Annotated in this window: 12 protein-coding genes; 7 read left to right on the forward strand and 5 right to left on the reverse strand. The window is 72.1% G+C overall.

Features of this window, described 5'->3' with window-relative positions; translation table 11 throughout:
• Positions 1-302: 302 nt before the first annotated feature.
• On the reverse strand, positions 303-1,556 hold the full coding sequence (locus tag ACFWYM_RS07210) for an ROK family protein (protein WP_384831260.1): 1,254 nt from the start codon (positions 1,554-1,556) through the stop codon (positions 303-305).
• A 160-nt stretch (positions 1,557-1,716) separates the two neighbouring features.
• Here ACFWYM_RS07210 and ACFWYM_RS07215 point away from each other — a divergent pair, with 160 nt between their 5' ends.
• Together ACFWYM_RS07215 and ACFWYM_RS07220 are read left to right on the forward strand one after the other, a co-directional pair.
• Entirely contained in the window at positions 1,717-3,222 is a 1,506-nt protein-coding gene (locus ACFWYM_RS07215; protein ID WP_384831263.1) for a hypothetical protein, read from the forward strand.
• Positions 3,215-5,197 carry a glycogen debranching N-terminal domain-containing protein gene (locus tag ACFWYM_RS07220; RefSeq protein ID WP_384831265.1) on the forward strand — a complete coding sequence of 661 codons (1,983 nt, stop codon included), beginning with the start codon at positions 3,215-3,217 and terminating at the stop codon, positions 5,195-5,197. The genes ACFWYM_RS07215 and ACFWYM_RS07220 overlap by 8 nt, the downstream gene beginning before the upstream one ends.
• A gap of 192 nt (positions 5,198-5,389) precedes the next feature.
• On the opposite strand, the gene dusB is transcribed toward ACFWYM_RS07220, so the two are convergent.
• Positions 5,390-6,517: a tRNA dihydrouridine synthase DusB gene (gene dusB / locus ACFWYM_RS07225; RefSeq protein WP_384831268.1), complete on the reverse strand. Its 1,128-nt coding sequence runs from the start codon at positions 6,515-6,517 to the stop codon at positions 5,390-5,392.
• Positions 6,518-6,602: 85 nt separating this feature from the next.
• Positions 6,603-7,490, reverse strand: coding sequence for a helix-turn-helix transcriptional regulator (locus ACFWYM_RS07230; protein ID WP_384831271.1), 888 nt, complete (start codon positions 7,488-7,490; stop codon positions 6,603-6,605).
• Between the two features lie 101 nt (positions 7,491-7,591).
• On the opposite strand from ACFWYM_RS07230, the gene ACFWYM_RS07235 reads away from it, so the two are divergent.
• Genes ACFWYM_RS07235 through ACFWYM_RS07250 form a run of 4 tightly spaced genes read left to right on the forward strand, consistent with a single transcriptional unit; the run spans position 7,592 to position 12,205 of the window.
• Complete coding sequence (locus tag ACFWYM_RS07235; RefSeq protein ID WP_384831274.1) at positions 7,592-9,034, forward strand: MFS transporter; 1,443 nt, start codon at positions 7,592-7,594, stop codon at positions 9,032-9,034.
• Positions 9,035-9,073: 39 nt separating this feature from the next.
• Positions 9,074-10,534: an MFS transporter gene (locus ACFWYM_RS07240; RefSeq protein ID WP_384831277.1), complete on the forward strand. Its 1,461-nt coding sequence runs from the start codon at positions 9,074-9,076 to the stop codon at positions 10,532-10,534.
• A gap of 40 nt (positions 10,535-10,574) precedes the next feature.
• Positions 10,575-11,594, forward strand: a complete 1,020-nt coding sequence (locus ACFWYM_RS07245; protein ID WP_384831501.1) for an aldo/keto reductase — start codon at positions 10,575-10,577, stop codon at positions 11,592-11,594.
• A gap of 26 nt (positions 11,595-11,620) precedes the next feature.
• Complete coding sequence (locus ACFWYM_RS07250) at positions 11,621-12,205, forward strand: TetR family transcriptional regulator (RefSeq protein ID WP_384831280.1); 585 nt, start codon at positions 11,621-11,623, stop codon at positions 12,203-12,205.
• Positions 12,206-12,254: 49 nt separating this feature from the next.
• On the opposite strand, the gene ACFWYM_RS07255 is transcribed toward ACFWYM_RS07250, so the two are convergent.
• Together ACFWYM_RS07255 and ACFWYM_RS07260 are read right to left on the reverse strand one after the other, a co-directional pair.
• Positions 12,255-12,467 (reverse strand): hypothetical protein, encoded by a 213-nt coding sequence (locus tag ACFWYM_RS07255; RefSeq protein ID WP_384831283.1) that lies wholly within the window; start codon positions 12,465-12,467, stop codon positions 12,255-12,257.
• A gap of 114 nt (positions 12,468-12,581) precedes the next feature.
• Positions 12,582-13,961 (reverse strand): glycine--tRNA ligase, encoded by a 1,380-nt coding sequence (locus ACFWYM_RS07260; RefSeq protein ID WP_384831286.1) that lies wholly within the window; start codon positions 13,959-13,961, stop codon positions 12,582-12,584.
• Positions 13,962-14,150: 189 nt separating this feature from the next.
• On the opposite strand from ACFWYM_RS07260, the gene ACFWYM_RS07265 reads away from it, so the two are divergent.
• Complete coding sequence (locus ACFWYM_RS07265) at positions 14,151-15,110, forward strand: metal ABC transporter substrate-binding protein (protein WP_384831289.1); 960 nt, start codon at positions 14,151-14,153, stop codon at positions 15,108-15,110.
• The last annotated feature ends 1 nt before the right edge of the window (position 15,111 follow it).

The raw sequence follows: 15,111 nt of genomic DNA on the forward strand, positions 1-15,111 counted from the left end.
AGGAGATCGAAAGTAACCAGCGAGTAATGCGACCTTCATCGCCGCGTTCACTTCTCGAAGGCTCAACCCCCGTAGAGCCCGATTATCGCTCACATGAGCGCACCGTTAGGACATCTGAGTTCAAGCTGTAAATGATCGAGCGATGGCACTCAGTGCCATGTCTTAGAGGTCTGCAGTCGTGCCTTTACTCGCTCATCTGAGCGCAACCCCTATCAGGGGTGGCGAGAATCACGCCGTTTGAGGGCTCTCTCGACCGGCATGCGGACACCGCTTGAGACGTCAGGAGCAGAGCGCTCGAGGCATCAGAAGCCGAGCGCCGCGAGCCGCTCCTCCGCTCGCGCGGGCGCGTACAGGTGCTCCACCACCATCGCTCCCGCCCCGGTCAGGCCCGCCCGCTCGCCGAGCCGGGACGTGACCACGTCCAGGTGGGCGGTGGAGCGGGGCAGGGCCCGCTGGTAGAGGAGTTCGCGGACGCCGGTGAGGAAGGGTGTTCCGGCCAGATCTCCGGCGATCATGAGAACGCCGGGGTTGAGCAGCGTCACGACCGTCGCGAGGACCTCGCCCACCTGACGCCCCGCCTCCCGCGCGAGACCGACCGCCTCGGGGTGCCCCGCCGCGAGCAGCTCCCGCACATCTGATCCCGAGGCCGCGGGCACCCCGGCGGCGGTGAGGCGGCGGGCCACCGCGCGGCCGCTCGCCACCGCCGCGAGACAGCCGTACGAGCCGCAGGTGCACAGCTCGTCCGCGCCCTGCGGGACCCGGATGTGGCCGATGTCGCCCGCGCCGCCGTCGATGCCCCGGTAGACCTGGCCGCCGACGACCACGCCCGCGCCGATGCCGGTGGAGACCTTGACCAGGGCGAAGGCCGAGCAGTCCGGGAAGCCGGTGCGCTGTTCCCCGTACGCCATCAGGTTCGCGTCGTTGTCGACGAGGACCGGGGTGGTGTCCGGGCCGCCCGCGCTCTCGGCGAAGGCGCGGCGCAGCCGGCCTCTTATGTCGTAGCCGTCCCAGCCCGGCATGATCGGCGGCTGCACGACGCGGCCCGTCTCCCGGTCCACCGGGCCCGGCACGGCGAGGCCGATGCCGCAGACCGTGGCGGCCGGGCGGCCGCTCGACGCGAGCAACTCGGCGAACCAGGAGCCGAGTTCGGCCAGGCAGGACTCGGGTCCGTCCGCTATGTGGAGCGGGCCCGAGTGCTCGGCCAGCAGGTCGCCGGTGAGAGTGAGGAGGGCGACGCGGGCGTGCCGGGTGTCGAGGTCGGCGGCGAGGACCACCGCGTGCGCGTCGTCGAACTCCAGGCGGACCGAGGGACGGCCGCCGAGCGGGGAGCCGGTCCGCTCGGCGGCCGAGCTCGCGCCCTCGCGCAGCCAGCCCGCGCGGAAGAGCCGGTCGAGGCGCTGGCCGACGGTGGCCCGGGAGAGTCCGGTGGCCTCCTGCAGGGCGCCGCGCGTGGTGGCCCGGCCGCTGCGGACCAGGTGCAGCAGGTCTCCGGCGCTCGCCTGGCCGCGCGCCTGATGCGACTGAGGCGCGCGCTGCGGTGCGTGGCTCCCGGCCATCCCGGCCCCCCTTGCGCTCGTCAACTCACCGTTACATATTAGGTTTTGCGTGTTAAGTAGACGTAACTCTATGGTTGACAGAGCCAAACTTGAAGGCCCCCGTGAGGGGTCGCGCCACGGTTCTCGCAGGCCCGTGGTGACCGGTGTCCCGGGAGACCGTGTGGACCGCACGACCACAGCGCAGTTGAACCCCGCCCGCCTCGGCTCAGGCCCGCCCGCCGGACCGTCCGCCGAGCTGTCCCTCTCCCCGCCCCGCCCCGCGCACCGGGTGCTGCGCGTCCGCGCCGCGCGGGTTCTGCACGGGAACTGGACGGGGACGTCGACGGTTCCCTCCCGCGACCTCTACCCGCACCAGTGGTCCTGGGACTCCGCCTTCATCGCGATCGGTCTGCGCCATCTCTCGCCGCTGCGCGCCCAGTTGGAGCTGGAGACGCTGCTCGGCGCGCAGTGGGGCGACGGCCGGGTGCCGCACATCGTCTTCAACCCGGACGTGCCGCTCGACGCCTACTTCCCGAGCCCCGACTTCTGGCGCTCCACGACGGCGGGCAGCAGGGCCGGGGCACCCCGTGCCGTACAGACCTCCGGCATCGTCCAGCCCCCGGTGCACGCCCTCGCCGCGCTCCTCGTCCACCGCGCCGACCCCGGCCTGTCCCGGGCCCGCTCGTTCCTGCCCCGGATCCACCGCCGCCTGGCCGCCTGGCACCACTACCTGCTGCACCACCGGGACGCGGGCGGCGCGGGCCTGGCTGCCGTGGTGCACCCGTGGGAGCAGGGCATGGACAACAGCCCTTGCTGGGACGGCCCGTTGAGCCGGGTACGGCCCGCGTCAGCAGGGACGTTCCGGCGGGCGGACCTGGACCACGGGGCGGCGCAGGACCGGCCGACGGACCTGGACTACGGGCGGTACGTGCGCCTTGCGATGGACTATCGGGACCGGCAGTACGCCGATCAGCACACGGGCGTCGACGGCGGGTTCGGGGACTTCGCCGTCGAGGACCCGGCCTTCAACGCACTGCTGATCGCCTCCGAGCAGGCCCTCGCGCGCATCTCCCTCGAACTCGGCCCGGAGTACCGCGAGGACGCCGCGTTGCGCCGCGCGCGCGGGGAGCGGCTGACGCGGGTGCTGGTGGAGCGGCTCTGGGACCCGGCGGAGGGGATGTTCCTCTGCCGCGACTTGAAGGGGCCGACTCACTTGTCGAGTGAGTCGGCTCCGACGGAGCCGACTCAACTGACGCCCGGTGGCCGGCTGTTGCCCGTACGGGCCGTCGGCGGGCTGCTGCCGCTGGTCCTGCCCGGGCTGCCCGGCGAGCTCGCCCGCGCCCTGGTGCGCACGGCGTGCGGGCCGCACTTCGGGCTCGGGCCCGGCTCCGGCGTGCGGCTCGCGCCCAGTTACGACCTGACGGGGGACGCCTACGACCCGCACCGCTACTGGCGCGGACCGGCCTGGATCAACACCAACTGGCTGCTGGAGCGGGGGCTGCGGACCCACGGCGAGACCTCGCTCGCCGACCGGCTGCGCGCCGAACTGCTCGCCGTCGCGGGCGAGTCGGGCTTCGCGGAGTACGTCGACCCGTACACGGGCCGGGGCCGGGGCGCGCGCGGCTTCAGCTGGAGCGCCGCGCTGACACTCGATCTGCTTCTCGGGGAAGGAGTCAACGATGACTGAGCGCCCCCAACTCCTGGTGCGGGGCACCACGTTCGCGGCGATCGGCGCGGGCGGTGACATCAGCGGGGTGCGGGGCACCGCCGCCGCCCTGGACGGCCTGTTCGTGCGGGACGCCCGGCACCTCAGCCGCTGGCAGCTCACCGTCGACGGCGCGGTCCCCGAGACGCTCACCCCCGACGGGCCGGACGCCGGGGCGACGGACTCCGTGCGCTGCGTGCTGGTGCCGCGCGGCGGCCGCCAGGAGCCGCCCGCGTACACGCTCTTCCGCGAACAGGCCGTCGTCGACGGGGCGTTCGTGGAGCTCCTGCGCGTCACCAGCAACCGCCCGGTGCCCACGCGGCTGCGGCTCGCGCTGACCGTCGACGCCGACTTCACGGACCAGTTCGAGCTGCGCGCGGACCACCGTACGTACACGAAGACGGGCGCGGTGCGCTCACGGCGCGTGCTGCGGGACGGGGACGAGAAGGCCGAAGGGCCCATCCAGGGAATCGAGTTCGCGTACCGCAGGGGCGGCTGGACCTCCCGTACGACGGTGTCGGCGGACCCCGCGCCCGAGGCCGTCGAGGAGACCGGGACGGGCGCGCGGCGTCTCGTCTGGACCCTCGACCTGGAGGCGCACGCCTCCGCGGACGTGGCACTGCGTGTCGCGGCGCATCCGCACGGGGCGCCCGCACCGGCCGAGGCGCCCGCCTCCCCCGCGACCGCCGCGCTCCAACTCAGCGCGGCGGAAGCCGAGTTCACCGAGGCCGTGCCGCTCCCCCAGGGCTGGCCGGAGCTGGCGGCGGCGTGCACGCGCGGCCTCGCGGACCTGGCGGCGCTCCAGGTGCCGGCGCGGGGCCCGGACGGCGAGGAGCTGCGGGTGCCGGCGGCCGGGGTGCCGTGGTTCTTGACGCTGCTGGGGCGAGATGCGCTGCTGACTTCTCTGTTCGCGTTGCCCTATCTGCCGCGCCTGGCGGCCTCTACGCTGCCCGCGCTCGCGGCGACGCAGGCGACGGAGTCCACGGACCGCCCGGTCGCCCAGCCCGGCAAGATCGTGCACGAGGTGCGGCACGGCGAGCTCGCGCACTTCGGACAGGTCCCCTTCGGCCGCTACTACGGCTCGGTGGACGCGACGCCGCTGTTCCTGGTGCTGCTCGGCGCGTACACGGAGCGGACCGGAGAGGTGGCGCAGGCCCGCCGCCTGGAGGGGCACGCGCGGGCGGCCGTCGGCTGGATGCTGGACCACGGCGGGCTGACGTCGCGCGGGTACCTGGTGTACCGGGCGGACGAGGGCGGCCTCGCCAACCAGAACTGGAAGGACTCCCCCGGCGCGATCTGCGGCGCCGACGGCAGCAGCGCGAGCGGGCCGGTGATGGCGGCGGGCGCGCAGGGGTACGCGTACGACGCGCTGTGCCGGACGGCGTGGCTGGCGCGGACGGTGTGGGACGACAAGGTGTACGCGGACCTCCTCGCCCAGGCGGCGGCGGATCTGCGCAACCGCTTCCAGCGGGACTTCTGGATGGCGGACCGCGCGTTCCCGGCGCTCGCGCTCGACGGGGAGGGGCGGCAGGTCGATGCGCTGGCGTCCGACGCGGGGCATCTGCTGTGGTCGGGTCTCCTTGACAAGGAGTACGGGGAGACGGTGGGGCGGCGCCTCCTCGAGCCGGACTTCTTCTCGGGGTGGGGGGTGCGGACGGTGGCGTCCGGGCAGGGGGCGTATCACCCGCTGTCGTATCACCGGGGGTCGGTGTGGCCGCATGACAACGCGCTGATCGCGTTGGGGCTCGCGCGGTACGGGCTGCATGACGAGGCGCGGGCCGTGGCGGAGGGCCTGGTGGCGGCTGCCGCGGCGGACGGGGGGCGGCTGCCGGAGGTGCTGGCGGGGTATGAGCGGTCCGTCTATCCGGTGCCGGTGCCGTATGCGTATGGGTGTGCGCGGGATGCGCGGTCTGCGGCGGCGCCGCTGGCTCTGCTGACGGCTGTGGGGGCGGGGTAGGGGGTCGGGAGTGCGGGTGCGGAGACGGGTGCGGGGACGGGTGCGCGTGCCTCCGGCGGTTCCTTTCCCCGATCCCGCCCCTTCCCGAATCCGCCGCTCCGCGGCCCTTGGGCACCCTGTATCGCCTTAAGGGCTCGTCCTCAAGCGCCGGACGGGCTATCCCTATGGGCGGGGTCGGGGAAGGAAGAACCGTCAGCCGCCCGACGTGTCCAGTTCCGCTTCCGCGCCGACCCCGGCGCAGTCGTACGGGTCCTTCAGCCAGCCGTCCGGCAGGACCACCCTGTTGTTGCCGGACGTGCGCCCGCGCGGACCGTCCGCGCCCGTCGGCCAGGGCTGGTCGAGGTCCAACTCGCCGAGGCCGTCCTCCAGTTCGGCGAGGGACGACGTGATCGCGAGGCGCTTGCGCATTTCCGAGCCCACCGCGAAGCCCTTCAGGTACCAGGCCACGTGCTTACGGAAGTCGATCACGCCCCGCGACTCGTCGCCGATCCACTCGCCGAGCAGCGTCGCGTGGCGCAGCATGACGCGGGAAACCTCGCGCAGGGACGGGGACTTGGGTGCGCCCGTGCCCTCGAAGGCCGCCACCAGGTCGCCGAAGAGCCAGGGGCGGCCCAGGCAGCCGCGGCCCACCACGACCCCGTCGCAGCCCGTCGACCGCATCATCCGGAGCGCGTCGTCCGCGCACCAGATGTCGCCGTTGCCGAGCACCGGGATCTCCGGCACGTGCTCCTTGAGGCGCGCGATCGCGTCCCAGTCCGCCGTGCCCCCGTAATGCTGCACCGCCGTGCGCCCGTGCAGGGCGATCGCCGTGACGCCCTCCTCGACCGCGATGCGGCCCGCGTCCAGATACGTGATGTGGTCGTCGTCGATGCCCTTGCGCATCTTCATCGTGACCGGGAGGTCCCCGGCGCCGCTGACCGCTTCCCTCAGGATCGCGCGGAGCAGATGGCGCTTGTACGGGAGTGCTGATCCGCCGCCCTTGCGCGTGACCTTCGGGACCGGGCAGCCGAAGTTCAGGTCGATGTGGTCGGCCAGGTCCTCCTCCGCGATCATGCGGACGGCCTTGCCGACGGTCGCCGGGTCCACCCCGTACAGCTGGATCGAGCGCGGCTTCTCCGTCGCGTCGAAGTGGATCAGCTGCATCGTCTTCTCGTTGCGCTCCACCAGGGCGCGCGTCGTGATCATCTCGCTCACGAAGAGGCCCTTGCCGCCCGAGAACTCCCTGCACAGGGTGCGGAAGGGCGCGTTCGTGATCCCCGCCATGGGGGCGAGCACGACGGGCGGCTGCACCTGGTGGGGGCCGATGGTCAGAGCGGACATCAGGGGTTCTCCGGGACGACGTACGACGGGATGAGGGACACGGGACGGATCACGATGCGGACGGGCCGCAAGCCTCCATTGTCTCTCACCTCTCGGGGAGCTCCGAAAGGCGTCGCAGCCGGGCCTCCGTCTCGTCGTCCGCCGGTACGTACGCCACCAGGCGGTGCGCCTGCGGCTGTGCGGCCAGCCAGAGGTTGCGGTGTTCCAGGCGCAGCAGGCCGACCTCGGGGTGCCGGTAGCGCTTGACGTGGGCCGACATCGTGCGGACCTCGTGCCGCTCCCACAGTTCGCGGAACTCGGCGGAGGCCGCGAGCAGGCCGTCCAGGCGCTCCTTCCACAGCGGCTCGGCGCCGTGCTCGGCCATGGACGCGCGGTACTTGGCGATCAGGTCGCGCAGCATCTCGTCGTGGTCGAGGAACGTCTCCCGCCAGCGGGGGCTCATGGTGAGCAGCCAGAGACAGTTGCGCTCGTGCGGGGCCAGGTCCAAGGGGTCGCCGAAGACCTGGGCGAAGGGGCGATTGTGGGCGAGGACGTCGTAGCGGGCGTTCTGGAGGGTGGCGGGGTAGGGGGCGATGTTGTGCATCAGGCGGCGGGCCGTCGCGGAGATCGCCGCGCACTCCGCCTCGGGGCGCGGGTCGATGACCCCGGCGAGCGTGAAGAGGTGGGCGCGCTCCATGCCGTCCATGAGCAGCGCCCGGCAGATCGCGTCCAGGACCTGCGCCGAGACCTTGATCGGCCGGGCCTGTTCCAGCCATGTGTACCAGGTGACGCCCACCGCCGAGAGCTGGGCGACCTCCTCGCGGCGCAGGCCCGGGGTGCGGCGGCGCGGGCCGCGGGGCAGGCCGGCCTGTTCGGGCGTGACGCGCTCGCGGCGGCTGCGGAGGAACGCGGCGAGTTCCTGGCGGCGGATGGCGGCGCCCTCGCCGGGCACGGGCGCGCCCGGGACGTCGGGGACGGTAGGGGTAATGGTCACCTCTGCAGGCTGCCTCATACTCCAGCCGGTTACCAGGTTCGCTTACTACCAGGATAAGGAGACTCTGGTACCCCTCTGGGCGGCGGATCATCGTCGTATCCGTGACTCTCGCGACCCGGACCTCCGGCACCTCGGCTCCCTCCCTCGACTCCCCCTCCCCTCCTGCCCTGCGGCCCCTCGGCCTGCTCACGATCCTGCTCGGCGCGGCCCTCTCCAGCATCGACTTCTTCATCGTCAACGTCGCCCTGCCGAGCATCGAGAGCGATCTGCACGCCTCGGCCGCGACCCTGGAGATGGTCGTCGCGGGCTACGCGGTGGCGTACGCGGTGCTGCTCGTTCTCGGTGGGCGGCTCGGGGACGCCTTCGGGCGGCGCAGGCTCTTCCTGTGGGGCGTGGCCGCCTTCGGGCTGACCTCGCTGGCCTGTGGGCTCGCGCCCGGGGCGTGGTGGCTGGTGGCGGCGCGGGTCGCCCAGGGCGCCGCCGCCGCGCTGATGCTGCCGCAGGTGCTCGCCACCATCCACGCGACGACGCGGGGCGAGCGGCGCGCGAAGGCCGTCGCCCGGTACGGGGCCGTGGGCGGCCTCGCGGGGCTGCTCGGGCAGGTGCTCGGCGGTGCCCTGGTCGCCGCGGACCTGGGCGGCACCGGCTGGCGCGCGGCGTTCCTGGTCAATGTGCCCATCGCGGCGGTGGCCCTGGTGGTCGGCGCCCGTACGGTGCCGGACAGCCGGGCCGGGCAGCCGGCGCGCGGGGACGCCACCGGGACCGTCCTGTTCGCGGCGGCGCTGCTCGCGCTGCTGCTGCCCCTGACGGAGGGGCGCGCGGCGGGCTGGCCGCTGTGGTCGGTGCTGCTGCTGGCCGCGGCGCCGCTGCTCGCCGTCGCGTTCGGGGCCGTGGAGCGGCGGGCCGAGCGCACCGGGGGCAGTCCGCTGCTGCCGCCGTCGCTGCTGCGGGAGCCCGGGGTGCGGCAGGGGCTCGCGCTCGGGCTGCCGATCTTCATCGGCTTCAGCGGGTTCATGTTCGAGTTCGCGATCCTCCTCCAACAGGGGCTGCGGTACGGGGCGTTGGAGGCGGGGCTGACGGTGATCCCGATGGGGCTCACGCAGGCTCCGGCGTCGATGCTGGTGCCACGGCTGGTGCGCCGCTGGGGGCCGCGCGTGATGGGGGCGGCCGCCGTGGTGCACGGGGCGGGGCTCGTGGTGCTCGGTCTGACGGTGCTGTGGACGCCGTGGGACGGGCTCGGGCCGCTCGCCTTCGCGCCGGGGCTGCTGCTGTGCGGGCTCGGCCAGGGGGTCCAACTCGCCCTCTACTACCGCATCGTGCTCGCCGCCGTGCCGGCCGCGCGGGCGGGGGCGGGCAGCGGGCTCGCCGCGACCGTGCAGCAGTCCTGCCTGGCCGTCGGCGTCGCGACGCTCGGCTCGGTCTTCCTGGCACTCGTCCCGCACCTGGGGATGCGGCATGCGCTGCCGGTGGCGCTCGGGGTCCAACTGGCCTGCCTGCTCGCCCTCGTGGGGCTGAGTCTGCGTCTTCCGCGCACCTTGCAGTAACCGGGTCGGGCGACCGGTTCTGCGGTTACCGTCGAACCCATGCCCGAGACCGAGCTCACGCCGCGGCGGCGGTTCCTCGTCCTGGCGATCTGCTGCATGAGCCTGTTCATCGCCACCCTCGACGCCACCGCCCTGAACGTCGCGCTGCCTTCCATGGCGCGGGAGTTCGACACCAGCATCTCGGGCATGCAGTGGGCCGTCGACGCCTACACCGTGGTCCTCGCGTCGCTGCTGATCCTCGCGGGCTCGACGGCCGACCGCGCGGGGCGCCGCCGGGTGTTCCAGGCGGGGCTCGCGCTCTTCATGCTGGGCTCGCTGCTCTGCTCCCTGGCCCCGACCTTGCAGGCCCTGGTGCCGTTTCGGGCGGTGCAGGCCATCGGTGGCTCGATGCTGAACCCGGTCGCCATGTCGATCATCACCAACACCTTCAGGGCACCGCGGGAGCGGGCCCGCGCCATCGGCGTCTGGGGTGGCGTCGTCGGGATCTCGATGGCGGCGGGTCCGCTGGCCGGCGGGCTGCTCGTGGAGGCCGTCGGCTGGCGCTCGATCTTCTGGGTCAACCTGCCGGTGTGCGCGGCGGCACTGCTCCTGACCGCGCGGTACGTCCCCGAGTCCCGTGCCCCGAAGCCGCGCCGCCCCGACCCGGTGGGCCAGCTCCTCGTGACGGCGCTGCTCGGCTCCGTCACGTACGCGATCATCGAGGCGCCCTCGGCCGGGCCGGCGTCCCCGCTGATCCGCGCCCTCATCGGCTGCGCGGTGCTCAGCCTCCTCGCCCTGCTCGTCTACGAACGCCGCCGCCCCGAGCCCCTCATCGAGCTGCGCTTCTTCCGCTCGGCGCCGTTCAGCGGGGCGACGCTCATCGCGATCTGCGCCTTTGCCGGGCTCGGCGGCTTCCTGTTCCTGACGACGCTCTACCTCCAGAGCGTGCGGGGCCTGGACGCGCTGCACACAGGGCTGTGGGTGGCGTCGATGGCGGCGGTCCAGGTGGTGTGCGCGCCGCTGTCGGGGCGTCTCGTCGGGGGGCGGGGACCTCGCGTTCCGCTGCTGATCAGCGGGGTCATGCTGACCTCGGCGTGTGTCCTGTTCGCCGCGTTCGGGGCGGAGCGGGAGACCGGCACGCGCCTGGCCGCGTACATCCTGTTCGGCATCGGCATGGGCTTCGTGAACACCCCGATCACCAACACGGCGGTCTCCGGGATGCCCCGCGCCCGGGCCGGTGTGGCGGCGGCCGTGGCCTCCACCAGCCGCCAGGTCGGGTTCGGCCTGGGCGTCGCGGTGAGCGGCTCGGTCCTGGCGTCCGGGGTGGTGTCGGGGTCGTACGGGCCGCAGAGCGCGGCGGCGAGCCGTCCCGCCTGGTGGATCCTCGCGGGCTGCGGCGCCGCCGTCCTCGTCCTGGGCCTGGTCACGAGCGGACGGTGGGCGCGGGGGACGGCGGAGGCGCTGTGGGCGGAGGAGGAGGCGGAGCCCGTACGACCCGAGGTTACAGATAACAAAATTTGAAATCTGTCACCGATGGGTGCATGGTGGAGCCATGGCAACCATGCGAACGCTCCCCCTCGGAACCACCGGCCCCCAGTCCTCCGCCCTCGGCCTCGGCTGCATGGGCATGTCCGCGCTGTACGGCGACGCCGACCGCGCCGAGTCCATCGCGACCGTCCACGCCGCCCTCGAAGCGGGCGTCACGCTCCTCGACACCGGCGACTTCTACGCCATGGGCCACAACGAGATGCTGATCGGCGAGGCCCTGCGCACCGCCCCCGCCGCCCGCCGCGAACAGGCGCTCACCAGCGTCAAGTTCGGCGCCCTGCGCGACCCGGACGGCGGCTGGTCCGGCTACGACGGACGCCCGGCCGCGGTGAAGAACTTCGCCGCGTACTCGCTGCAGCGCCTCGGCGTCGACCACATCGACGTCTACCGCATCGCCCGCGTCGACCCGGACGTCCCGGTCGAGGAGACCGTCGGCGCCATCGCCGAGCTCGTCGAGAAGGGCCACGTCCGGCACATCGGGCTCTCGGAGGTCGGCGCCGACACGATCCGGCGGGCCGCCGCCACCGCCCCCATCTCGGACCTGCAGATCGAGTACTCGCTCATCTCGCGCGGGATCGAGGACGAAATCCTGCCCGCCGTCAGCGAGTTGGGCATCGGCGTGACGGCGTACGGGGTGCTCTCCCGCGGCCTGATCTCCGGCCACTTCACCCGCGACCGCAAGCTCGCCGCGAACGACTTCCGCGGCATGAGCCCGCGCTTCCAGGGCGAGAACCTCCAGCACAACCTCGACCTGGTCGAGCAGCTGCGCAAGATCGCCGAGCAGAAGGGCGTGAGCGTCGCGCAGACCGCGATCGCCTGGGTCCTCGCGCAGGGCCCCCGCCGGGACGCGGCGATCGTCCCGCTCGTCGGCGCCCGCACCCGCGAGCGGCTCGACGAGGCCCTCGGCGCCCTCGATGTGACGCTCGACGAGGCGGACCTGGCCGCGATCGAGCAGGCCGTGCCCGCGGGCGCCGCGGCGGGCGACCGCTACCCGCAGGCGCAGATGGCGCACCTGGACAGCGAGAAGCACTGACCCACCCGCCAGGTAGGTTCGTCGGTATGGCTACCGAGACCCTGACCGCCGAGCGCATCCTCGCCACCACGGAGGAGGTGCTGCGCCGCCACGGAGCCGCCAAGGCCACCGTGGTCGACGTGGCCCGCGCGCTCGGCGTCAGCCATGCCGCGGTGTACCGCCACTTCCGTACGAAGGCGGCGCTGCGGGAGGCCGTGACCTGGCGCTGGCTGGACCGCACCGCGAAGGCGCTGTCCGGCGTCGTCGCCGCCGACGAGCCCCCGGCGGCCAAGCTCCGGCACTGGCTCACGGGCCTGTTCGACGCCAAGAAGCACAAGGCGGGCGACGACCCGGAGCTGTTCGCCACGTACTCCGTGCTGGTCGGGGAGTGCAGCGAGACGGTGGACCGGCACATCGCCGACCTCGCCGGGCAGCTCACCGAGATCATCCGACAGGGCGCGGCCCAGGGCGAGTTCGCCTCGTCCGACGACCCCGCGACGACGGCCCGCGCGATCTTCGACGCGACCTCGCGCTTCCACGACCCGGGCTACGCCCCGCAGTGGTCCGAGCCGGGCATCGACGAGGCGTTCACGGCCGTGGTGGACCTGCTGATACGGGGCCTGCGCCCCTAGCGCCCGCCCGACGGGACCTGGCGACGGGACCTGGCCCGCCAGGCGGGTCCTAGGGCGTCCCCTTCGACGGATCCACCGTCGCCTGGTGCTCCTCCGCCAGATGTTCCTCCGCCTTGAGCCACGGCAGGAACTGCGCGGACTTGCGCCAGCCGCAGGTGTCGCACGTCAACTGCCGCCGCGCACCCGCCTTTTGCACGTGGACGACGTGTTCGCGCCCGTGCTGGTCCCATCTGCTGACCTTGCTCGTGGTCATCGAAGGCATGGCGCCCAGTGTGCAGCAGAAGCCCCCGGTTCCCCATGGGAAACCGGGGGCTTCTTACACGCTTCACACAGCGAACGCCTGGGCGTCAGCCGCGCCCAGCGGCGTCAGGCGACGTCAGCAGCCCACCAGGCGCTGGGCCAGGTAGCCCTCGATCTGGTCGAGGGAGACGCGCTCCTGCTTCATCGAGTCGCGCTCGCGGACCGTGACCGCGTTGTCGTCCAGGGTGTCGAAGTCGACCGTCACGCAGTACGGCGTGCCGATCTCGTCCTGGCGGCGGTAGCGGCGGCCGATGGCGCCCGCGTCGTCGAACTCGATGTTCCAGTTCTGGCGGAGTGCCGTCGCAAGGCCCTTGGCCTTCGGGGACAGCTCCGGGTTCCGGGACAGCGGCAGGACCGCGACCTTCACCGGGGCGATGCGGTGGTCGAAGCGCATGACCGTGCGCTTCTCCAGCTTGCCCTTGGCGTTGGGCGCCTCGTCCTCGATGTAGGAGTCGAGGAGGAAGGCCAGCATGGTGCGGCCGACACCGGCGGCGGGCTCGATGACGTACGGGGTCCAGCGCTCGCCCGCCTCCTGGTCGAAGTAGGAGAGGTCCTGGCCGGACGCCTTGGAGTGCGCGGAGAGGTCGTAGTCCGTGCGGTTCGCGACGCCCTCCAGCTCACCCCACTCGCTGCCGCCGAACTGGAAGCGGTACTCGATGTCGGCGGTGCGCTTCGAGTAGTGGGAGAGCTTCTCCTTCGGGTGCTCGAACCACCGCATGTTCTCCTCGCGCAGGCCCAGGCCGGTGTACCAGTTCCAGCGCTGCTCCATCCAGTACTCCTGCCACTTCTCGTCCTCGCCCGGCTTGACGAAGAACTCCATCTCCATCTGCTCGAACTCACGGGTGCGGAAGATGAAGTTGCCCGGCGTGATCTCGTTCCGGAAGCTCTTGCCCATCTGGGCGATGCCGAACGGCGGCTTGCGGCGCGAAGTCGTCTGGACCTGGCTGAAGTTGGTGAAGATGCCCTGCGCGGTCTCCGGGCGCAGATACGCGACGGAGCCGCTGTCCTGCGTCGGGCCCAGGTGCGTGGAGAGGAGGCCCGAGAACTGCTTGGGCTCCGTGAACTGGCCCTTGGTGCCGCAGTTGGGGCAGTTGATGTCGGCGAGGCTCTCGGGGGCGCGGCCCTTCTTCTCCTCGTACGCCTCCTCCAGGTGGTCCGCGCGGAAGCGCTTGTGGCAGGAGGTGCACTCGGTGAGCGGGTCGGTGAAGGTGGCGACGTGCCCGGACGCCTGCCAGACCTCGGTGGCCAGGATCACCGACGAGTCGATACCGACGACGTCCTCGCGCGAGGTGACCATGTAGCGCCACCACTGGCGCTTGAGGTTCTCCTTCAGCTCCACGCCCAGCGGTCCGTAGTCCCAGGCGGCCCGCTGGCCGCCGTAGATCTCACTGCAGGGGAAAACGAAGCCACGGCGCTTGCTCAGGCTGACGATGGTGTCGATCTTGTCGGCGGCCACGGTGCTCTCTTCATTGCGACGGCGGTGAGCGCGCTGGATACGCGCTCCGGGAGCGAATGGTTCAGGTTACCGGCGGCCGTACCCCCCGGATCAAATCGGTTCCCGGACCAGGGGCCACAAGCCCCTTGCTTGTAAGGGTCACCTCACCCTTGTTGACAATCGTTTCCATTTTTGTTGAAAATGAGTGTCATGAACGTACGACGCCTCATACCCACCGCCGCCGTCGCCTCCGCCACGGTCCTCGGCCTGGCCGCTCTCACCGCCTGCGGCACCGGCACCGGCAAGAACAGCGACGGCAAGCTCGACGTAGTGGCGTCGTTCTACCCGATGGCCTTCCTCGCCGAGCAGATCGGCGGCAAGCACGTCGCCGTCACCAACCTCACCGAGCCCGGCCAGGAGCCGCACGACCTCGACGTCAGCGCCAAGCAGCGCGCCCAGCTCGAGGAGTCCGACGTCGCCCTCTACCTCAAGGGCCTGCAGCCCGCCGTGGACGACGCGATCAGCCAGTCCGGCATCAAGACCAAGGTCGACGCCGCATCCCTGACCGGCCTGGAGAAGCACGGCAACGAGGTCGGCGGGCACGACGGCCACGACCACGGCGACGACGACCACGGGCACGACCACGGCGGCGAGGACCCGCACATCTGGCTCGACCCGGTGAAGTACGCCGAGGTCGCCGAGGGCGTCGGCAAGGCCATGGAGAAGGCGGACCCGGACCACGCGGCCACGTACAAGAAGAACACCGCGGAGCTGGTGAAGAAGCTGGGCGGCCTGGACAAGCAGTTCAAGGACGGGCTCGGCAAGACCAACTCGAAGGTCTTCATCACCACCCACGCCGCCTTCGGCTACCTCGCCGAGCGCTACGGCCTCACCGAGGAGGCCATCAACGGCCTGGACCCGGAGAGCGAGCCCAGCGCCAACCGCGTCAAGCAGCTCCAGACGATGGCGAAGGAGGACGGGGTCAGCACCGTCTTCTACGAGACCCTCGTCAGCAGCAAGACCGCCGAGACCCTCGCGAAGGACGCCGGCCTGAAGACCGATGTACTCGACCCGATCGAGGGCATCACCGACAAGTCCAAGGGCGACGACTACTTCCAGGTGATGGAGTCCAACCTCAAGGCACTCCAGAAGGCCCTGAACACCAAGTGAC

It is taken from the genome of Streptomyces sp. NPDC059009, assembly GCF_042740175.1.
GTDB lineage: Bacteria > Actinomycetota > Actinomycetes > Streptomycetales > Streptomycetaceae > Streptomyces.

Bases quoted from the DNA above. Each gene is read 5' to 3' on its own strand.
- ACFWYM_RS07210 (WP_384831260.1), bottom strand. From the start codon at position 1,556: ATGGCCGGGAGCCACGCACCGCAGCGCGCGCCTCAGTCGCATCAGGCG.
- ACFWYM_RS07220 (WP_384831265.1), top strand. From the start codon at position 3,215: ATGACTGAGCGCCCCCAACTCCTGGTGCGGGGCACCACGTTCGCGGCG.
- dusB (WP_384831268.1), bottom strand. From the start codon at position 6,517: ATGTCCGCTCTGACCATCGGCCCCCACCAGGTGCAGCCGCCCGTCGTG.
- ACFWYM_RS07240 (WP_384831277.1), top strand. From the start codon at position 9,074: ATGCCCGAGACCGAGCTCACGCCGCGGCGGCGGTTCCTCGTCCTGGCG.
- ACFWYM_RS07245 (WP_384831501.1), top strand. From the start codon at position 10,575: ATGCGAACGCTCCCCCTCGGAACCACCGGCCCCCAGTCCTCCGCCCTC.
- ACFWYM_RS07250 (WP_384831280.1), top strand. From the start codon at position 11,621: ATGGCTACCGAGACCCTGACCGCCGAGCGCATCCTCGCCACCACGGAG.
- ACFWYM_RS07255 (WP_384831283.1), bottom strand. From the start codon at position 12,467: ATGCCTTCGATGACCACGAGCAAGGTCAGCAGATGGGACCAGCACGGG.
- ACFWYM_RS07265 (WP_384831289.1), top strand. From the start codon at position 14,151: ATGAACGTACGACGCCTCATACCCACCGCCGCCGTCGCCTCCGCCACG.